Annotated in this window: 14 protein-coding genes and 1 tRNA gene; 3 read left to right on the top strand and 12 right to left on the bottom strand. The window is 55.0% G+C overall.

Annotated features, from left to right (window positions below):
- Positions 1-164 precede the first annotated feature (164 nt).
- The 12 genes from AC2FH8_RS08560 to AC2FH8_RS08505 form a co-directional block, all read right to left on the bottom strand.
- The gene (locus tag AC2FH8_RS08560) at positions 165-1,271 is read right to left on the bottom strand and encodes a transporter substrate-binding domain-containing protein (protein ID WP_142636241.1); all 1,107 of its coding nucleotides are present in this window, start codon (positions 1,269-1,271) and stop codon (positions 165-167) included.
- A gap of 44 nt (positions 1,272-1,315) precedes the next feature.
- The gene (locus tag AC2FH8_RS08555; RefSeq protein WP_496689359.1) at positions 1,316-2,557 is read right to left on the bottom strand and encodes a peptidoglycan-binding protein LysM; all 1,242 of its coding nucleotides are present in this window, start codon (positions 2,555-2,557) and stop codon (positions 1,316-1,318) included.
- A 19-nt stretch (positions 2,558-2,576) separates the two neighbouring features.
- Entirely contained in the window at positions 2,577-3,365 is a 789-nt protein-coding gene (locus AC2FH8_RS08550; RefSeq protein WP_281995081.1) for a PP2C family protein-serine/threonine phosphatase, read from the bottom strand.
- Between the two features lie 3 nt (positions 3,366-3,368).
- On the bottom strand, positions 3,369-4,340 hold the full coding sequence (locus AC2FH8_RS08545; protein ID WP_496689356.1) for an FHA domain-containing protein: 972 nt from the start codon (positions 4,338-4,340) through the stop codon (positions 3,369-3,371).
- A gap of 202 nt (positions 4,341-4,542) precedes the next feature.
- Positions 4,543-6,702, bottom strand: coding sequence for a serine/threonine protein kinase (locus AC2FH8_RS08540; RefSeq protein WP_496689354.1), 2,160 nt, complete (start codon positions 6,700-6,702; stop codon positions 4,543-4,545).
- A 334-nt stretch (positions 6,703-7,036) separates the two neighbouring features.
- On the bottom strand, positions 7,037-8,323 hold the full coding sequence (locus AC2FH8_RS08535) for a dynamin family protein (RefSeq protein ID WP_496689352.1): 1,287 nt from the start codon (positions 8,321-8,323) through the stop codon (positions 7,037-7,039).
- Positions 8,320-10,362, bottom strand: a complete 2,043-nt coding sequence (locus tag AC2FH8_RS08530; protein WP_496689350.1) for a dynamin family protein — start codon at positions 10,360-10,362, stop codon at positions 8,320-8,322. Before AC2FH8_RS08530 ends, AC2FH8_RS08535 begins: the two co-directional genes overlap by 4 nt.
- 67 nt (positions 10,363-10,429) lie before the next feature.
- The gene (locus AC2FH8_RS08525; protein WP_142636255.1) at positions 10,430-11,302 is read right to left on the bottom strand and encodes a hypothetical protein; all 873 of its coding nucleotides are present in this window, start codon (positions 11,300-11,302) and stop codon (positions 10,430-10,432) included.
- Between the two features lie 22 nt (positions 11,303-11,324).
- Complete coding sequence (locus tag AC2FH8_RS08520) at positions 11,325-11,726, bottom strand: hypothetical protein (RefSeq protein ID WP_142636257.1); 402 nt, start codon at positions 11,724-11,726, stop codon at positions 11,325-11,327.
- Positions 11,727-11,756: 30 nt separating this feature from the next.
- A complete protein-coding gene (locus tag AC2FH8_RS08515) occupies positions 11,757-13,349 on the bottom strand; it encodes a P-loop NTPase family protein (RefSeq protein WP_496689348.1) in 1,593 nt (530 codons plus the stop codon).
- A gap of 131 nt (positions 13,350-13,480) precedes the next feature.
- A complete protein-coding gene (locus tag AC2FH8_RS08510) occupies positions 13,481-15,493 on the bottom strand; it encodes a dynamin family protein (protein ID WP_142636261.1) in 2,013 nt (670 codons plus the stop codon).
- A 2-nt stretch (positions 15,494-15,495) separates the two neighbouring features.
- On the bottom strand, positions 15,496-15,978 hold the full coding sequence (locus tag AC2FH8_RS08505) for a hypothetical protein (protein WP_246097206.1): 483 nt from the start codon (positions 15,976-15,978) through the stop codon (positions 15,496-15,498).
- A gap of 664 nt (positions 15,979-16,642) precedes the next feature.
- Between AC2FH8_RS08505 and AC2FH8_RS08500 the strand changes: the two genes are divergently transcribed.
- From AC2FH8_RS08500 to AC2FH8_RS08490, 3 genes are all read left to right on the top strand, one after another.
- Positions 16,643-16,727 (top strand) — tRNA-Leu (locus tag AC2FH8_RS08500).
- Positions 16,728-17,130: 403 nt separating this feature from the next.
- Positions 17,131-18,336: a YcaO-like family protein gene (locus tag AC2FH8_RS08495; protein ID WP_142636285.1), complete on the top strand. Its 1,206-nt coding sequence runs from the start codon at positions 17,131-17,133 to the stop codon at positions 18,334-18,336.
- Positions 18,333-19,655: a TfuA-like protein gene (locus AC2FH8_RS08490; RefSeq protein WP_142636287.1), complete on the top strand. Its 1,323-nt coding sequence runs from the start codon at positions 18,333-18,335 to the stop codon at positions 19,653-19,655. Before AC2FH8_RS08495 ends, AC2FH8_RS08490 begins: the two co-directional genes overlap by 4 nt.
- The last annotated feature ends 3 nt before the right edge of the window (positions 19,656-19,658 follow it).

Here is a 19,658-nt window from a genome sequence, read left to right as displayed (position 1 = left end):
GGGGCCAAGTTGTTTCGGCTTCGAAGGGAAAGGCGGCCCTTTTAGGCATCAAACCGCGGCAGCCATTACTCGGACTCTCATTCCTGTCGCAAAAATCTTCGGATCTTGAAAAAAGACAGGGCCGGTCCAAAGACCGGCCCTGCGACTGTTCATATGTATCGGTATTAGTTTGACGCGGCGTTCAGCTTTTCGTTCTGTTCACGCAGCGTGTCCGAGATGATCGCGTACCATTCGCCGGATTCACGCATCTCGTTCAGGCCCTTGTTGACCATAGCGATGTATTCGCGTGCAAACGGGTTGGTGCGGTGCGCAAGGAAACTCATCGAGGACAGCGTGGAAACATAGGGGTTTTCTACGATATCTTCCGAGGTCAGACCCATGTCCTTCATGGTTGCGGCGAAAAGATCGACCTCGAACGCGGCCACATCGGCTGAGCCGGTCAAAACGGCATCCAGACACTCGCGGGCCGAGCTGGGGTGAACCAACGTCAGGTTATCGGAATTCAAGCCGACTTCTTCAAGTACAACCATGCTCCAGCCGTCCATACGACACAGGGTTGCACCTTTGAGGTCTTCGAAGGCCGTCGCTTGTGAGTATTCGCTTTCCGGCAAAGTGAAGAAGCCGCCGACGATGTCATAGACCGGAACCGAAGCAACAAACTCGTTGCACCGGGATTCAGTCGCTGCAGACCACTCATAGGTGTGATTTGTACAATCTGGAACTGTCCAGGCGATCGAGATGTCGAATGCGCCGAGCGGCAAGAGAGTTTCCAAATGCGAAGTCCAGTCGTCGACAAAGCTGACCGAGAAATCACGGCTGTTGCCGGCACGCTGAAGACTTGTGGTCGCCAGGCGGGTCATGATCCCACCACCACTCAGACTTTCGGTCGTGAATGGCTCCCATCCGTTACCCGCTACCAGCTTGATTGGCGGGGCGTAGACGTTCGAACGTTTCACACTGGCCGCACGCTTTTCTTCTGCTGCGATCAGTTCCTGTGCTGACTGGCCATTCGGCAGACTACCGTCTTCACAGGGCAGGGACAGAACCAATCCAGGCGCCAGCGCGTTTGGGTTGGTGATGATGTTGCGGTTGGCGTTGAAGATCGGCTGATAGTTCGAGGTGCCATAAGCCGCGATGGCGATGGTCGCCATCGTGTCACCATCCGCGACGGTATAGTTGCTACAGGCTTCCTGTGCTGCGGCAGCTCCGGCGCTCAGGGCGGTGACGGCGGTGGCCGAAATCACGACTTTCTTCAGGTTAAATTTATACATGTCCACTTCCTCCAGACTTTTTTGAGTTTAGGCCAATAAGGGCCTTAGCCATTTTCCATTTGATAACGCAGAGCGGTTGAGACGATGTCGCGCCACTCTCCTGATTGCTGCATGATCGCCAGACCCTGATTAAGCGTTTCAAGGATCGCTTCTCCATCAGGATTATCCTTGTGAGTCATGATGTTAAGAGACTTGATCGCTGCCAAGTTGGGGTTTTCTACAATGCGATGCTCGTAACCCAGCCGACCGATTGCCTCGACGGCCAGATGGGCCTCAATTGCGGCGATGTCGGCGGTTCCATCCATCAATGCATGGAAACATTCATCCGGCGAAACCGGGCGCAGTATCGTGATCGCGGGCTCGTACAGCCCCACCGCATCCATATGCGACAGAGACCAGCCCTCGGGTCGGCAGATGGTTGCACCGGCAAAATCCGCATATGTCAGGGTCTCTTCATAGCCCGAACCTTCGCGAGCAAAGAACGTGTCCACAACTTCATAGAACGGGTTTGAGAAATTGTAGGTTTCACAACGTGAACGGTCATTTTCAGACAGTGCATCTGCGTCGTCACAATCTGGACGCGACCACGGGAAGGTTGCGTCAAATGCCAGCGTCGGCATCAACAGATCCAGATGTGAAGACCAGTCATTGACGAACTGGATCTTGTAGGACTGTTCCGGCGCTGCGCGCAACATCGCGGTTTCAACAAGATTTGTATATAGACCACGATGCGGCAGAGCTTCATCCGTGAACGGGGAATAGTTGCCGCCAGTGATCAAAATCAACTGACGGTCCCGGATTTCAGGACGTTCACCGGTACCTGCATTGCGGATTAGGGCAGCACCTTCAGCACGCGCGGCCTCGATCTCATCCTTGGCCGCAGCCTTGGCGGCGATGACCGCCTCTGCTTTGGCTTCGGCCACGCGGGACTCGGCTTCGGCGATAGCTTTGGCAGCGCGATCTTCCGCAGCCTTGACAAGTTCGGCGGCCATTTCGGCGGCCATTGCTTCGGCCTCTGTCTGCGGCACGGCAGCCGCGCGCCCGATATCTTCCAAACACGGCAGGGTCAAAACGTCGCCGACGCGGATGACATTGGGATTATTTCCGATTACATCGCGGTTTGCCTCGAAGATGATCCGAAAATCTTCGGTCGAATAGACTGCGATGGTCAGTTCCCGCAGGCTGTCGCCTCGCTGGATTTCATAGGTTGAGCATGCTTCTTGTGCCGAAGCAGCGCCCGTCGCGGCAGCTAGTGCCAGGCTGGATATGATCAGATGGAGTTTCATTGGTCCGGTTGCTTTGCCTCTAGTCGTTTCTTCTGAGTTTGATGACGCCAATCGACGTATTGTCTTGATCCGGGTCGTTCCTGGTTCTCAGTGCCCGCAACAGCGCATCCGCAATATCTTGAGCCAGCGCATCTTCGTTTTCCTCAAGAATTGCCTGAATTTCTGTGTTGCTCAGATATTGCAGCCCATCACTTCCCACGATCAGCACATCCGCGGTGCTAAGACCCAATGGTTCTTCCGGGCAATCGACCTTGGGAATTGCGGCGCCCATTATCACCGAAGTCAGTTGGTTTCGGTCGGGGTGAGACGACGCCTGGTCTGGCGTAAGGGTACCTGCAGCAACCTGAGCATCAATCATCGGAGCCATCGAATGGTCTTCGTTGATTTGGCTGAGGGTACGGTCGCGATAGAGATAAAGGGGGCTGTCGCCAATCGAAATCCAGAAGACGCGCTTTTCCAGCAGCAAAACTCCCAACATGGTTGATCCCATGTTGAAATCTTCACCCTGCTCCTCGCAGTAAGTCGAAATCGCGGCATTTGCCTGCATGGCTGCCAAGGGTAAGGCGTCGATCAGCGCAGTCTCAGCCGGAGCGTCTGCTTCAAGTTCGGTATCCAGTGCATCGCGCCAGGCTTTGACTACCAGTTCAGATGCCACTTCTCCTGCCGCATGCCCACCCATTCCGTCCGCGACGATGACATAGCCCGCATCCGCCGCGTCGAACATACGCGACGCGACCGCGTCTTCCTGCGTGTCGCGCTGACCCTGATCCAGGATCAGCGCAAGATCATATGCCGGGGTCGCCAGCATCAATTAAGCATCCCGCCAATCAAAGCCGTCATCGCAGAAGGCTGCAAAACGGATTGAGGTTTCACTGATCCGGATAAGATCGCCAGTGGAGAGTGGAACCGTGCTGAGAACGGGTTTGCCGTTCAGGCGCACCAGATTGGCCTTGCCGCCATGGCCCAAATAGCATTTGCGGTCTTCCGGGTCATAGGCAATTACCGCATGGTTGCTGCGGGAAATCCCAGTGTCGCCAAAGTCCAGCTGGATCGCCTGATCATCATTACGCCCAATCTGCATAAGGCCTTCTGTCAGCGTAACGCTGGAACCGCGGCCGGGGCCGGAAGTTACAACAAGCCATCCCACCGGGAATGTCGCCTGCGCGGCCTCGGTCTTGGCCATAGCCACCGGCTCGGCCGATTCCATCAGGTCCTGAACATGCGTATCCGCGCGCTCGAAGCCCAGGAAGGTGGTTTTCACACGGCTGCGTCTGTCTTCTTTTGCCGCAGGAGCAGGCTGAGGTTGTACCTCGACCTCTTGGGCAGAAGGCGCTTCTGGTTCCGGATCAACTGTCTCGACGACTACGTCTACGACCGGTTCTTCCATCGCCATTTCAGGCGCGGGATCTTCAATCGTGGCTGTCAGTTCTTCGGTTGACACATGCAGTGTCACAACCGGTTCGTCGTCCTTTGGGTCGGCATCAACTGTAACCTCGGTGGCGCTTTGCACTTCGGCGACCACTTCCTCGACGATAATCTCATCGGCAGTGGCTTGTTCTGCTTTGGAGAACTCCGGCATCTTGTCTTCGGGTAATAGTTCTTCGCTTTCATCGTAGCTATCAGCGGTAGTGTTGCCGCCTGCCAGTGCATTACGAAGTGCGTTGAAATCCGCAATCGGTTCAGCGTTATCAGACTCAGGTGCCGCGACCTCCTCGGTTTCGGTCTCTTGAGGTTTGCCGGCACCTTCGAGAAGCCGGCTAAGGGGGCTTTTATATTTAAACATGGTGTCGACACCTTTGTTTCTTGGCACAGGATCTACGTCCCATGGGGCTGCTACTCACCTCTGCACGTTCGGTACACAGGCACTGATGATTGGGAACAAAAAACTCATTTACCTTCTGCGACGGGCCGGTCCCCGTCAGAGTGATGGCTTTCGCTTCACTCTCAGCAAACACACACAGGCAGATCACAATCAGACCGGATCATTACTCCTGTACCAGGGGCATAACCGCACCCGTTTCAGTACCGTTGCGCAGAACTGTAAAGCGGGCTTCGGACTGGTTTTCAGAAACAAGGAGCTGCAAAAGCGCGTCCAGCCCTTCAGGGTTGGTAATGTTCTGACCGGTATGATTTTCCGAGATCAGTACATCGCCTTTGCGCAGGCTACCTGCTGCGGGCGCGTCTGGTGCAGTGTCAACAACAGTTGCCCAGCCGTTTCCATTGCTGTTTCTGATAGTGAACACATAACCATTCTCGAGACCCAACATGCGAATGGCGGGCAGGGCCAGCAATCCGTTCTGCGCACGGGTTTTTCCGAGTTCCCGATAACGGGCAGTGATGCGGATATACCCATCCGGATCGACCTTCAGGTCATCCAAAATCTGGGCGGCAAAACTTGCATCTGCCTGGACCGGCACTCCGTTCAGAGTATAAATCGACGCCCCATGCTGCACCCATTCTCCGATCACAGAAGTATCCAGCGTGGGGTCAATGCCGGTCACGACAACGACGCTGCCAGTCGAGGCGCGGCGTTTCGAGGTCTGGAACGGTATTTCCACATCCCAATGAGAATACGCAATCTGCGTTTCTGCCGGTTGGCCAGCAGCAGCGCTGATTTCTACCGGGTCAGCAGCAACTGGGGCTGCCTCGACAGGTAGCGCTTCGGCGTTTTGCGCCGTGAGGGTATCCGTCTGCTCAACAGGTTCTACGCTTGCGACTTCTTGTTCTGGTGCTTCAGCTTCCGCAGCGGCCGGTTCTGCCGTTTCCACGACCTCTTCCGCAGCGGCCGGTGCCGCCGTTTCCACGGCTTCTTCCGGCTGTTCCGAGGCTGGTGCCTCTGTCTCGGTCACTTGGACCGGCGCTGCTGTCGGTTCGGGGGTTTCTTCGCTGCCACTGAACAAAACGAATCCGCCTGCAGCCAAGGCAACCACCACCGCAGCAGCGCCTGCGATGACTTTACCGCTGCCGCCTGATCCGTTCTTGACGATCGTATCGACCGCAACCGCGGCCTCTTCTTTTTGTGCAAACTTGGCCAGATCGCCCTCAAACTTATCCTCATTACCCAGGGCAATGTCAGGGTTCCCAGCCAACAAGGCAGTCACCACCGCCTCGGCATTTTCACTTTCGGCTTTGATCCGGGCTTGCTCTTCGACTTCGTCCTTACGGTCCATCGCTACGATGACCGAGACCGGACGATAGGCGAACGAGTCAAACATGACGCCGGGACCACGGAACATCCGCAGCCAATCCAGGGCCGTTTGCAGACGATCTGTTGCGTGAACTTCCATCGCTTTGTCGATCGCTTCAAGGAACCCATCGGGATAGTCGCTGTACTGACCTGCGAGGGGCGTATAGGGATCATCCTGGCCATTGTTGAAGGCATTCAGTCGGGTTTGCCCGTCGATCGGACGTTCGCCACTGATGGCGTGATAAAGCGTCGCCGCGAGAACATAGAGGTCGCTGCTGGGTCCCTGATCTGCGCCGCGTACATAGAATTCGTGCGGGGAATAGCCGTCTTTGATAACCCGCAAAGTCAACAGGGCAGCTGATTGATTGGCTGCCTGTTCCCGCGCGGCACCAAAGTCGATGAGGACCGGGTCTCCGTTTTGGTCAATCAGAATATTGTCCGGTGAGATATCGCGATGCAGCATTCCGCTTTGGTGGATGAACGAAACGGCCGACAGCATTTTCTCGGTGACTTGGACAATGAAATCCGGGCCAGCGTCGTTTTCGGGGTTCTCGGAATAATCTAGAAGATCGCAACCCCGGATCAGGTCCATAGCGATATACGCCGTGTCGTTGTCTTCAAAGACCTGATGTACGTCAACGATATTGGGATGAACCAGTCGGGCGTGATTGCGCGCTTCCTGAATGAACAGGTCGATGATCGCGCGCAGATCTTCTTTGTGGTCGGGATTGATGGGTTCAACCGCGTCACCATTCCGACGGCACAGAGCGCCCGGATAGCACTCTTTGATCACGACATCGCGCTCTAGGCTGTCGCGGGCCAGGTAGGTAATCCCAAACCCGCCATTGCTGAGGAAACGAAGAATCTCATACTGCCCGCGCAACAGCTTTGCGCCAGGTTCAAGTCCTTCAATCTTAGGTTCGTCGTGCGTTGCACCGACAGCCTGGTTATGGCTCATTTCATTCCGCCCGTTCTAATCGTTTTGCGGCAAAAAACCTGGGCAAATAGCCCGCAAACACACAACCAAAAACAACCGCAGGACACTCAAGTCGGTTAGACGATTCAAATTTGACTTTATTGGGGCCGCCTGATGGCTTCACTAAGGATCGTTTTTGCGATTGATCTATATGTGGTGTGTATTTGACAGTTTATACTACATATAGAAATATATTGTGATAAAATCGAAAGCTAAAAACAAATTCTTAAGGATTGGTCTACAAATTCGAAACAATAGATTCGTAGGAATCGCTTCTACGATTCGCGGAATTGCCGCTCAGCCTTGAGCGGAAATTTCAGGTTCCGGTCTTTGGCTGTGCCGATTCAACCCGGCTGCCGGCCCAAGCAAGGTTGTCACTCAGCTGTGCCAGGATGCTAATCGCATCCTTCAGTGGCGCAACGCCGCTTTCGAACTGAAGCAAAAGCAACAAGTCCGTGGCCTTTTCGAACTCACCCGGAATCCAATCCGCCGTCGGGTCAATCTCGCCATCGTTTTCCAGGCGCTCGGCAAAGTCCTCAACGATTTCCTGACAGCTTTGCAGGAAAGCCGCTGGCTCCATATTTGAGGTTTCCCGCAGGTCTTCATAGATACTTGCAATCGCGGCAAGCCAGTCTTCCAGGATCGGATTGTCGATAGGGGGTAGCACGTTTTCCAGCGTGGTCTGAATAGAGGGCGCGTCGAGGGCGGCTATGTCCGGCACCTGAACGTCAATCGATTTCAGATAGGGCAGAAAGTGCTGTTCCAGATCTTCGCGCGCCGAACTCAGGTCTGCCTGTCGCCGGTTCGAAGCAATATCAAGCACCTGTTCGGCCAGCCCCTGACCACCGCAGGTTTCCCAAAGGGCGAAATCCGGTTCTGGCTCTTGCGCCATGGCACGGACAGCCACTGGGGTGCCGATCGGCACAACCGAGCGGAACATATTGCCCTTTTCTTTGTTCAAGCGGGCCAACACCCGGTCAAGCGCGTCGCGTACCGGAGGCAAATCTGTATGTGTCACAGCCAATATGCTGTTTGCTCGCAACTCTTCCGGAACCCTAGCCCAAAGATGGCGTTCCGTTTCGCGCCATGCATTTGTGCCGTTGGTGCACCAGATCGCGCAATCCACAAATTTGAGCAGATCGAGCGTCGGTTTATAGGTATCATCCAAAGCGCCTGACCCAGGCAGATCGTAGAGCGATATCTCTTGCAGGGCAGGGGTGTTCAATCCAACAGAGATAAAGTCGGGTTCGTCTTTGGCGGCTTTTTCAAGTGCAATTCCAGAATAGACTTTAGGTTCCCGGTCCCACCACCCGACAGTTGTTTCGGGGGTTTCGGAATATGCCACAATAACGAGCGGCAGTTTCAGATGTTGCGGCCCGGTAGGCAGAATATCTGCCCCGGCCAGCATGTTGGCCAGGCTGGATTTTCCCGCCCCAAATTCTCCGGCGAATCCAATATTTACCGCGTTTGACAAGCGTTCGGCATGCGCCAAGGCACGGGCGCGCATATCTTCGAGCGCCACGTCGCTCGGCAGGCTTTCGGTCGCGGTCAGAAAGCGCTCAAGCTGCCTCACTTCCTTGTCGGTTCCGGGAAATTCGATCATTCCGCTGCCTCTGCTAGTCTTTCATCTGTTTGATGCTGGCTGAATAGGGTGCCCAGCTCGTCAGAAATATGTTGTGCGTGGTTGAATGCGGCTTGCGCCTCGGCCCGGGCATTTGTTTCGCCGGTTCCGGCACGATGTTCAAGATGTGTGGCGAGCAGGGCCAGATAATGGTCCAGCACGGTATTAAGCCGCTCGGTCAAATCACCGCGGGCGGTATCCACCAGATCATCTCCGATCATCTCAAACTCCTGAACGATCATGCGTTCGGCACGGGACACGACACTTTTACGCGAAATCAGCCGGGACAACCAGTTTACCCGAAGTTCAACAGTGATGCCACGGGTCAAAGCGGACGTGTCCGGACGGAACCAGCGAACTGCGCTGGTGTTCATCCGATTGTCGGTTGCGTCCTGCCAGCCGGGCAGAGCCCGCAGCGTGGCATTGCTTTGCATGTCGATTGCGTAGAGCTCGCTCAGCATTCTTTGGCGGACAACTTGGGTGGCCCCCTGAACAAGTTCGCGCATGCGGTCGCGCAGCGGCGTAAAATTCAGCTCGGTTTCTCCGGTTTTCGACAACAGCGGAGAATCTCCGTTCGGGCCGCGAACAACGCCCGACACGGCCTCGGCCACGGTGTCATCCATTACGCCTCTCAGGTTGGCCAGGACGTCATCCATTTCGTCAATGATCTTGGTGGTCTTGTCGCTGACCGAGTTCCGCAGATCGGCCAATATCCTGTTGTTTTCACCAGCGTCTTCTGCCGAGGTTGTAGTGTCGTTCTCGATCGCGCGCAGATGCGCTTTGGACCGGTCCAATTCACCTTGGGCAAAGCTGTTGAGATGCTGCCAGGCCATACGCAGTTGTTCATCGCGCGGGCCTTCTGTCAGCGCTCGGGTCACATGCCGGCGCAGATCGGGCAACCCGGAGGCGATCATAGCGGCAAAGCGCAAAACACCTTCGCGGCTGATCGGGCCGGGGCCTTGTTTGATCTCTTCGACACCGTCCAGATATTGCTTCATCTGATCGGGGTGCGCGCGCAGCCAGGCCAGGACATCGTCGTGATTGATACCGGCTTCGTCACCGGTCAGGGCGTAATGCGCCCATTGGGCACTGCCGGTCAGAACGTCAATGTTCGAGTTCCCAAGTGCCTTTTCAAGCCCGTCCAAAACATCGGCCCGCACCTTGAAGGCATCTTCGGCACCATTTCCCAATTCGTCCACGCGATTGATAAAAACCACGATCTGGCCCAACTCCAGCGCTTGCATTAGGCGGAACAGTTTCAAGTCCGCCCGAGAAAGCGCCTGATGCGCCGACAGGACAACCACAAAGAAGTCGGACTCTTTGAGGTATTGGCGAGAGATCTCTTCGCGGATCAACAGAGGGTCATTTACGCCGGGTGTATCGGTGACCGTAAGCGGAAATGGGAAATGTCCGATGTCAAAATAGACCTCGGCCTTTCGGGTGATGTCGCTGTAAAGGCCCCGGTCCGATGCCGGATCATGTGTCCCACCCTCGGTCGGGTCATCGCCTGCGCAAACATAACGTGCCAAATCATCCGAATTCAGGTCTTCCAGATCATGATGTTGGCCCAGCAGCTGTTCATAGCTATCGCCCAGCCGAAGCTTGGCGCGGGTCTTCATTGCGTCGACCTGTTCTTCGATCATCTCGCGCTTATAACTGTCCTCGTCATCGGGGAACATGTTGCGCAGCTCTTCGCCTTCGGCAATCAGGGACTGCCACTGACGGTTGTCGAAGAAATGGAACTCGGCACCTTGCGTCCGGCCCGACGGGTGGCCGAAATGCATATCAGTGATTACGGTTGTCCAAGGGTTCACATCCGACGGCAGATATTCGGCCTGTCCGGTAAAACCATTGATCAGTCGGGATTTGCCGGCCTTGATCTGACCAACAAAAGCAATCGAGGGCTTCAGGTTCGAAAGATCACCAATGATCCGAGAGATAAACTGCCCGGTTTCGTCATTGCTGACGCCTTTCATCTCGTTGGCTATACGAAGTAACTCGCGACGATTATTCTCACTCATAACACATACCCTGACTACTATATTTCACGGATCGAATTCGTTGAAAAATTGAACTGTTGGCACCGGATCATTTTTCCGATCCCGTAACTGATTTCCAAAGGTTTACGACGGCTCCCAGTTTGCGCGCTTCATGAATGGCCAGCGCAAATTGTGACCCGTCATGCAGAACGGCAAGCGCATCCCCTTTGCCCCCTGAAGGCCGCATTACAATCAGCTGAGGATGATCCAGCGCGGTGGCGGCGTCACCGTCCCACCCAACAAGATCCTGTGCAAACTGACGAAGCAGATCCTGATCGGCGTGCATGGGTTGCCCGACGTCGCATACTCCTTCGAGCCGCGAGATGGCTGCACCGTCCACGGAAACTTCGGCGCGTCCCAATGCGAACCGTTCAGCGCCATCAAAAAACGCGCTGGCAATGGTTCCTGCTGTCGCCCCGGCGGCGGACGCTGGAATATCTGTTTCTTGCGGGGCAGGCGTGTCGGGAACCAAAGAAACGACCGTCTCGGGCGGCAGCTCGATAGTGCCGCAAGCCTTTGCAATCTCGCTGAAAGTCACACCGACATCATCGACCTCAAGCGCCGTGTCCGGCTGCAGAGAAAGCAACTCCAACGGGGCAGGGGCTGCTGCAATATCGGACACCAATTCGGCCAAGCGGGTCGCAAGCTCTTCACGCGGAGTAGTTTCAAAATCCGGTATCATGCCCGAGCGGACCCGGAAAACATCAGTTACCCGAGAGCTGTTGACTTCCATTGCCAGACAATCGCCATTGGCCGCCGTAAATTCCAGCCGGCGCGGCAAAATGGTTCCGCGAATGGTGCGCAGGATCTTTTCACGACGAATCTCAGTCGTCTCAGCAGCTAATGTAACCGTCGGATTCAAACGGGCGACCGACAACCGCCCGATGTCTTCGAGCATGTCCAGTATGTCAGTATCCATCATGCCGTGACCCCCTCTGGTCCCGTTATACAGCGGCCGTAACCGGCCCTAGGCTTATGTGCGATTTAGTAAGCGCCAGCCCCACATTGGCACTGTCGCGACAGATGTAGCAGACCACATGGTCCGGGTAGTCCGGGGTCCGCAGGAAAATATTCAGCCGATCCTTTGAAAACACTGCGATTTCGCCAAACCCAGGATTTTCCGTATCGTCGGCGTCGGTCGAACGCAGCAGATTCTCAAACGCGATCACACCGCGCCCCTGAAAAAGGTTGGCCACCGCAATGGCCAGAGTATCCAAGGCTTCGGCACTTTCCGAGTCTGTGACATGGGTGCCTAGCAACATACCTGTCTTCATGTCGACATACCCGGCTGCTATGCAGTCGGGTATGGTCGCCATCGCATCGTTTAATGCTGTTTCGATAGACATCAGTTGCCCTGTCTCCTAGGTTTCTCACGGCTAAAGTACATGTCGTTCAACACCCGTGTCTTCAGAGGTATTGGCCATGGGCCTTACCGCGTTATCTGATTTTCGCGCATTGTGGTCGGCCGTGATTTGGTCAAACTCCTCAAGAAATGCTTGAAATACCTTCTTCAACGCTTCTGGGTTGGTGGGCATGTCTTCGCCATCCGTGACCTCGCGCCACATCGCCGCCGCGCTAAGCGGGGTGTCGACGGACACGTTTACAATGTCTTCAAACGAGCCCGCGATTTCCGGTCTGCTCTCTGGCATGGCGACAACCTGAGTGTTCATCAGGCCATTGGTTTCCGGCTCTGGTTCGAACTCATCCTCGGCATCATCCGATTGTTCAGCCATCAACGCTGTGATCGAGGACACGGAAAGTTCGACCGGGGTTTCTTCCGGCTCTGCCTGAGCGGTCTCTTCGGGCTCCGGAACATCTGTAAGCTGGTCCTCCAAAGAGGCCATGAATGTGTCAGCTTCGTCTTCGTCACTGAACAGGTTTTCTTCTTCAGCAACTTCGGCTTCCGCAGAAAGTGGCTGAACTTCAACAATGTCAGTTTCATCAATGACGGATACGGCCCGTGGGTCTGTTTCATCATCCTCGTTAGGAGCAACGGACAGATCGGCAACGTCCGAATCCTCGGGAGTGGTCTCCCGGAAGAACGCCCGCAATTCGTCTTCTTTTTCTTCTTTTACGATCTCGGCGCCCGAGGTCATGTCGGCGCGCAGACGTTCGGCCTCTTGTGGGTCAATGCGCGGGGCACGTTCAACCTCATCAGGGCGCAGTTCGACCCGGGCAGGGCGCACGGGGAATTGTGTCACCACCTCGGGCTCTGTTCCCTCATGCAGCGGGTTTACCAGCTTCAGCGGAGCGGTTCCCTGTACATTCGAGAAATTGCGCCGCGGGCGCAGCGGGTGTACCTGAGGAGCATCGGACAAGCTGGTGTCAATTTGATAACGCGCCAGCTGATGAGCGCGGCTGTCCATGATCAGTTCTGTGATTTCCAGGAAGCTGTCGACCATCTTGCCACCGCCACTGCGGGTCCACAATTCGGCGTCCCCACTTTTGTCGCGGGCCATGATGGCATCACGGGCTGAAAACAGGATCGAACGGTTGAACAGGTGACCTGCTTCGCGGTTCACACGACGAAGGACCTTTTGGCGATCCTTGACATCCAAAACGTCTGCACGTGTGACCAGCAGCAATGAATTATGTTGCAACCGTTCGGGCAGGGAAACCCAGGTTGCCCGTTCAGTTTCGCGCCATGCCTGCGTGGCGTGCGTACACCAAATAACGCCATTTGCCTGACCGACAGCCCGTCGCCAGACATCAGTAGAAATCTTGGGATCGGAAATACCCGGAGTGTCAATCAGGTCGACGGCTTCAAGAATATCGGATTCCAGAAATATGCGAATAAACTGGGCATCATTCACCCCGACTTGTTCCAACTGGTCCAGGTTGATGTTTTCGCGAGTTCCGTCAGGGCGTTGTACATAGGCCGACCTTCTACCCCAACTGAACCAAACTGGTGGCAGCTGTGTGGCTGTAACCTGTGTAGGCAGTGCCTCCGAGCGCAGCAGAAAGTTCATCAAGGTTGATTTGCCGGCGCTGAATTCCCCCATAAGTGCGAAAACAGGTTTCCTGCGGGACCATTTCTCAATGCGGTCCCATGCTTTTGAAGAGACGAAGCGGGTTTGTGAATCTTTTGCCATATCGCTACTTATGCTGCCTCGTTACTAAGATCTTTCAGGATATCGCCGAGGATATCGTCGCGGGATTTCTGAGGGGCCAGCCCCTCCATCAGCGCTGCACTGCGACCGGGGTCCTTTTCGGCCGAGGCCGAAATGTTCAACAGAGTCTCCTTTTGCTCGCGCATAAAGTCGGAAAGGGCGGCGCGGACATTTTCAAGAACTGCTGCAATCTGGTTTTCTTCGATATCCTTGGTGATCGAATTCGCCTCTGATGTGATCAGGCGCGTATAATCCGCCGCATAGGCCTCGAAACCATTGCGGCGTTGCCACCAGCGGCGCCACCATGTGCTTTGCAAGTCCAGGGCAATCGTGCGTCCGATACCCAGTGGAGGTGGTACCCGCGGGACGATTGGTGCCTCGATGCTGAACTCTCCCAGATGGTTGCCCAGCAGGCTTTGATACAACGCTTCGATGTCAGCGGCTGCCGCTGAATACAACGCACCAACTTCTTTGCGCATCGACCGGGCAAAGCTAAAATAGGCCGCTTTTTGCAAGGTCCGCAGCCCGGCAGGATCGTACTGCCACGTTCCTTGCTCGCCATTTTGCTCAAGATGCGCGATCAGAGAATCGGTGGCACGTTTGACAAAGTTGGCTTCGGCCGAGTTTAGACGCTCAAGCACTTTCGCGCGCAAGGAAGCAGTAAGCTCAGCGGCCTTCTTTTCATATTCTGCGTTGACCTCGGCCACGGCGTCTTCGGGTGCTACCCCGTTCAGCTCTCGCACGATCCCTTCGCTGTCGGATAGTTTTTTGGCCACGGCGGTCGCCCGGATCTGACTGGCGATGTTGCGCGCCCGGTGGCGTACACGGTCCAGAAGTCGAGTTCCTGCGCCTTCGGCAATGCGTTCATTCATCGCCAGCAATAGGTCGGGCAAACCGGACAACGCCCAAATCTTGTCCAGTGACGGGGCTTGATCGCCAAACCCGGCCGCCAGATAGAACGTGTTAAGGGCTTTCCGGGATTCCTCAGACAGAATATCGGGATTGCCAGTTATCGCGGCCTCGGCCCACAGAGCGCTGCCGAACACGACACTTGCCTTGGTGTCGATATTGTTCTGTTTCAGCGTGTCCAGAATCCGATCCCGAATCTCAGGAACCTGGGTGACCGGATCTGCAAGTTCGTCAATTCGGTTAACGAACAGGATAATCTGACGATTTTCGAACTGAGCGATGATCCGCATCAGCGCCATGTCCATTGTGGTCAGAGCCTGACTGGCTGCCAGAACCACAATGCAGACTTCGGACCCGCGCAGGCTGCGCAGGGTGATCTGTTCACGCACCATAAACGTATCGTTTACACCCGGTGTGTCGCACAGCTTGAGGGAAATTGGGTACTGGGGGATGTCCATGTACAGCTCAGCCGACTTTGTCACATCCGCAAAACGACCGGTCTTGGGGTTGATGTCCGGGTCGTCTTCATCACCCAGACACACATACCTTTGGATCAGTTCCTCATCGAAATAGTCGTATTGATGGCTTTGCCCCAGAATCAAGTCGAAATGCTTACCCAGTCGTTCCTCGGACTTAGCTTTCATTTCGCCGATCTGACGGCGGATATCGTCCATTTCATCGTCGGCGCCGGCCCGATTGGCCAGCTCTCCCAGCCGGCCGCCGCCAACCATCAGATTGTCCCATTCCTCTTGTTCGAAGAAAGTGAACCGGGATTTTGTATCACCCTGGGTTCTGGTGTTGATGTTCAGCGTGGTAACCACAGAGGTCCAAGGGTTCACATCCGAAGGCAGCAGGGCAGGGCGTGCGGACAGAATGTTCACAAGCGAAGATTTTCCCGCCTTGACCTGACCGACCAGCGTGACGCTGGCAGTGAAATTCTCCATGCGTGTCTTGAGCGTCGCAAGACGTGCCGAGGAGCGCGCGTCCGCCACCTCTGTCAGTTGGTCAATCTGTGTCGTCAATGCCGACATGGCCGAAGTCATTGGGGTCAGCGCTTCGTTTCCAACAGACAAAAGATGATCGTTACGCGCCATGGTTAGCCTCCGGTTCCTGTAGCGGCGATATGAGGTTCGATCTGCCCGTGAGGTGCGCTGGTCAGCGTATCGATCCGGGCGATCAGGTTCAGGGCGTTGCCCAAAATTGCGGCTTCGGCGCTTGGTGTGATCGATTCATATGCGCGGGCATCGGCCAGCACTTCGATCGAGCTGAAGCAGTCGCTATTTTCCAGGCACGCAACACTGCGCCCTGTTGGGAAACCCTGGGATTTGACCTCGGGCAGAGGCATTCGAGAATTGGCAAGCAAATAATGCCCGCCAGAATGCGTGCGCAGCGAGATGCCAAACCCGGTATTCGGGTGTTCGCGATTCAGGGTTTTGAGTTCACCAAGAAAACTTTCGCGTGCAAGACCAATCGCGTCTTGCTCGGCAGATGCAGAGTTCATCATGTTGGTCACGGTAAAGACCCTTGTACTGGAGTTGAGCGAACGAACTGGTAAGACGCCCGAAGGCAAAAGACTCATTAACTCCTTTCCACCCATCAACTACTGGCAAGGCGGTCTTATTTTGACGCGAATAAGATTTTTTGGCGTTTGAATTGTGGCGCAAGTATGGCTGCGGACTTGCCCGGGCCCACTACTAAACTAAAAAGCGTATAAAAATATGAGCATATTGGCTGAAGTTCACAGCCTGCCAAATTTGATAGCTGGTCTCCAAATGGGGTGTAACTATTTATTAAATTATAGTTTTACATACATGTGGTCAGCTCCATATTTGGCAAAATCTTGTCATGAGACAGAATCTATCGCCCAAACAAAGTGCGCTTTCGGGAAAGGCAACAACAACACGGCACAACGTGAGGGTGTTTAAATTTGGCAGGTTCATCAATGGTGAATTTTAACAGGACGCTAGGTTTCACATAGTCTTATTTTGGGTCTGCCTGGTCTACGAGATTTCTGTTTTAGGCGGCGTCAGGCAAAGCTTGGTCAGCTGCAAGCCCATTGGCCGTTCCGGTCGATGTGCTCGTGCGGTCTTTCATATGTTTTCGGGTCGTGTGGTGCCTCTAAGCAGAGGTTGGGTTTGTGCTGAAACGGGCATCAATATTCTTCGTGTAAACTACAATTTCCCTCTCGCACTCGTTCAAAAGCTTTGCTATTGAGCGGCATTCCGGCAGCAGCTGCTGGTCGTGCGGGTGTGGCGAAATTGGTAGACGCACCAGATTTAGGTTCTGGCGCCGCAAGGCGTGGGGGTTCAAGTCCCTCCACCCGCACCATAGTTCATTGTATTGCATTGATTATATTTATAAATTTGACCCAATAGAGCAACTTTCCCGATTGCCCTGAGACCTTCGCACGAAAGAAGGCGCGCTTCTGACAGCTTTTCGAGACATTTTGGGTTTCCGGTCCCGCAGTAAATATCGCAGAATGAAGATTATGTTAAAATAATGCGACATCCTTTGAATATCGTAGCTGCAATTCGATTTTAGGTGCTGGCTGCTGGACACAGTTGGTTCAGCCCGCGCTCATCATCGTCCAGCAAGTAGATTGTCGTGTTGAGACAATTATGGGCGGCAGAGTTGACCCCTATGAAATCATCCCCCATCCTGAGCTGATCCGGTCACCGGCATGTATTTTCGCCTGGTGGCCAATTTCTTTTGTTTTTGGCAAGGTTGCATCATGTCTGACGTATCGGAAAAGCAATATGTGCTTGATACTCATCGCCTGCGAAGCCCCAGCCAAACATTGGAAATCGTAACGCCCTATTTGCGTGAAATGGGCATTACTCGAATTGCGAACTTAACCGGCCTGGATCGTATCGGATTGCCCACGGTCATGGTTGCGCGCCCGAATTCCCGATCGGTTTCGGTGTCGCTCGGCAAGGGATTGTCAGTCCCGGCCGCGCAAGCGTCGGGGGTTATGGAAGCGATCGAAAGCTGGCACGCGGAACGGGTAACGGCGCCTCAACGTCTGGCACGATTTACCGATATAGCGCGCGATGCGCCGGTGGTGGATGTTGATAAGCTACCTCGCGTGACTGGTGGCCGATTTGATCCTGATGCGAACAGATTGTGGGTAGAGGGTCGGGATTTGAATTCCACTTGCGCCCGTTGGGTTCCAATGGAGATGGTCGATACCGATTATACGTCTTTGCCGATGGGTGGGCAGGTTGCTTTTCCCAGAACGACAAACGGTTTGGCATCCGGCAACAACCTGTTTGAAGCCAGTTGCCATGCGATCTTTGAACTCATCGAACGCGATGCCACCACACTGTGGCAATTTCAGTCCGCGCCAGCACGGATCCACCCAGACACTATCGATGATGACAGGTGCAAGGACGCAATAAGCATGGTTGAGGCGGCGGGCCTGAACCTGGGCATCTGGGACACCACCTCGGACATCGGAATCGCCTGTTTCCGCTGTACGATCTGCGAGCCGGACGGGCAGAACGGCCACATCGGTATCGGTGATGGCTGCCATCCAGATCGCGCCATTGCTTTGTTGCGGGCCCTGACCGAAGCGGCACAAACCCGCCTCACCTATATCTCTGGCGCGCGTGATGATCTGGACCCAGAAGAGTTTACTGACCAGGCGCAGATAGAAAGATGTGCCTATATTCGCAATCAGATAGACAGTTCGGACGCGACGCAGGATTTTTCGAATACTCCGACATATGCCACCGGATCATTCCAAGAGGATTTGAACTTGCTGACTACCCGCCTCGAAACTGTAGGTATTTCGCAGGTGATCACGGTCGATCTATCGCGCCCGGAATATGAGATCGCCGTTGTCCGAGCTGTCATACCGGGGCTTGAAGCGCCTCATGACGACCCCGATTACATCGCCGGGGAACGCGCGCAGCGTGTAATGGAAACATACGGATGAGTGTCGTTATTTTTGTGGGCCCGACGTTGACAGCCGATGCTGTGGCCCAATGCTTAGACCCTGTGATCTTGCCCCCGGTCCGGCAGGGGGACGTATATCGCGTGGCACGTGATCGTCCGCGCGCGATCGGGATAATAGACGGCTTTTTTGAGGGCGTCCCGTCGGTCTGGCACAAAGAGATTCTTTGGGCCATGAATCAGGGAATCCCCGTTTATGGCAGTGCCAGCATGGGTGCTTTGCGCGCGGCAGAGTTGGCTGATTTTGGTATGATCGGCGTGGGTCGAATCTTTGAGGATTTCTACAGCCGAACCCTGCAGGATGACGACGAAGTTGCGGTCCTGCACAGCCCGGCAGAATTGGGTTATTTGCCATTGAGCGAACCCATGGTCTCGGTCCGAGCAACGGTTGAGGAGGCGCATAATCTAGGCATGTTGGTCGCTGAACGTGCCGCAGAGGTTCTGCGGATTGCCAAAGGCATGAACTATCGTCAGCGCAGTTGGCCTAACATAATTGACGCGTTGAACGGGCTTTCTGATATCCAGAGTTTTGTGGACTGGCTGCCAAACGGCAAGGTTGATGCAAAAGCGCGTGATGCCATTGAGATGCTTGGGCGTATGGCCGAAGATCTGGCAAACGACCTTCCCTTCCCGGCGACGCAGCAACCGACCGAAGAAACGCTGATGTGGAAAGGGCTGCGTGCCCGAGTGGATGCCGATCAGAAGGCCGATCAGGCGGTTATCGACGAAGTCAGGCTGAACCCGGACATGTATACGCGGCTGCGTGAACGGGCCGCGCTGACTCTGCTGGCGCGGGAAGAGGCTGATCGGCGGGATGAAGAGCCTGACCGCCCTGCCCTGATGGCACAGATGGATGCGCACCGGCAAAAAGCCGGCCTGTCGCGCCGCGCCGCTTTGATGGCATGGCTGGACGAGAATGATCTGAGTGTCGAGGAATACGAGGCGATGCTGGCCGATGCCGCTCGGGTGCATGGCCACATTACCTCTCGGGCTTCGGTCCTTGAGTCATCGCTTTTGCGCGAGTTGCGCCGTGACGGGAGCTATGCCGAATTGCGGGATCGTGCCCATCGCAAGGCACTAAGGGGAGCTGAATCATTGACTGCCCGAGGCGGTCCCGCAAGCGGGCGCCTACCTATGGTTATGTGGTATTTTGAAACACAGCTTGACCAACCAGTGCCGGATGATCTTGAATCATATGCAGTTTCACTTGGATTGGCCGGGCGGGAAGCATTTTTTGATTTGATAGAAGCAGAGTATTTGTTTTGTCACGCGGATGCCGGATTAAATAGTACCGTTGACTAGCCG

It is taken from the genome of Ruegeria sp. CDSC025 (assembly GCF_059610805.1).
Note: the sequence above shows the minus strand (reverse complement) of the source record. Positions and strands in the feature narration are given on the sequence as shown.

Coding starts and splice junctions, on each gene's coding strand:
- AC2FH8_RS08560 (WP_142636241.1), bottom strand. CDS start 1,271: ATGTATAAATTTAACCTGAAGAAAGTCGTGATTTCGGCCACCGCCGTC.
- AC2FH8_RS08555 (WP_496689359.1), bottom strand. CDS start 2,557: ATGAAACTCCATCTGATCATATCCAGCCTGGCACTAGCTGCCGCGACG.
- AC2FH8_RS08550 (WP_281995081.1), bottom strand. CDS start 3,365: ATGCTGGCGACCCCGGCATATGATCTTGCGCTGATCCTGGATCAGGGT.
- AC2FH8_RS08545 (WP_496689356.1), bottom strand. CDS start 4,340: ATGTTTAAATATAAAAGCCCCCTTAGCCGGCTTCTCGAAGGTGCCGGC.
- AC2FH8_RS08540 (WP_496689354.1), bottom strand. CDS start 6,702: ATGAGCCATAACCAGGCTGTCGGTGCAACGCACGACGAACCTAAGATT.
- AC2FH8_RS08535 (WP_496689352.1), bottom strand. CDS start 8,323: ATGATCGAATTTCCCGGAACCGACAAGGAAGTGAGGCAGCTTGAGCGC.
- AC2FH8_RS08530 (WP_496689350.1), bottom strand. CDS start 10,362: ATGAGTGAGAATAATCGTCGCGAGTTACTTCGTATAGCCAACGAGATG.
- AC2FH8_RS08525 (WP_142636255.1), bottom strand. CDS start 11,302: ATGATGGATACTGACATACTGGACATGCTCGAAGACATCGGGCGGTTG.
- AC2FH8_RS08520 (WP_142636257.1), bottom strand. CDS start 11,726: ATGTCTATCGAAACAGCATTAAACGATGCGATGGCGACCATACCCGAC.
- AC2FH8_RS08515 (WP_496689348.1), bottom strand. CDS start 13,349: ATGAACTTTCTGCTGCGCTCGGAGGCACTGCCTACACAGGTTACAGCC.
- AC2FH8_RS08510 (WP_142636261.1), bottom strand. CDS start 15,493: ATGGCGCGTAACGATCATCTTTTGTCTGTTGGAAACGAAGCGCTGACC.
- AC2FH8_RS08505 (WP_246097206.1), bottom strand. CDS start 15,978: ATGAGTCTTTTGCCTTCGGGCGTCTTACCAGTTCGTTCGCTCAACTCC.
- AC2FH8_RS08495 (WP_142636285.1), top strand. CDS start 17,131: ATGTCTGACGTATCGGAAAAGCAATATGTGCTTGATACTCATCGCCTG.
- AC2FH8_RS08490 (WP_142636287.1), top strand. CDS start 18,333: ATGAGTGTCGTTATTTTTGTGGGCCCGACGTTGACAGCCGATGCTGTG.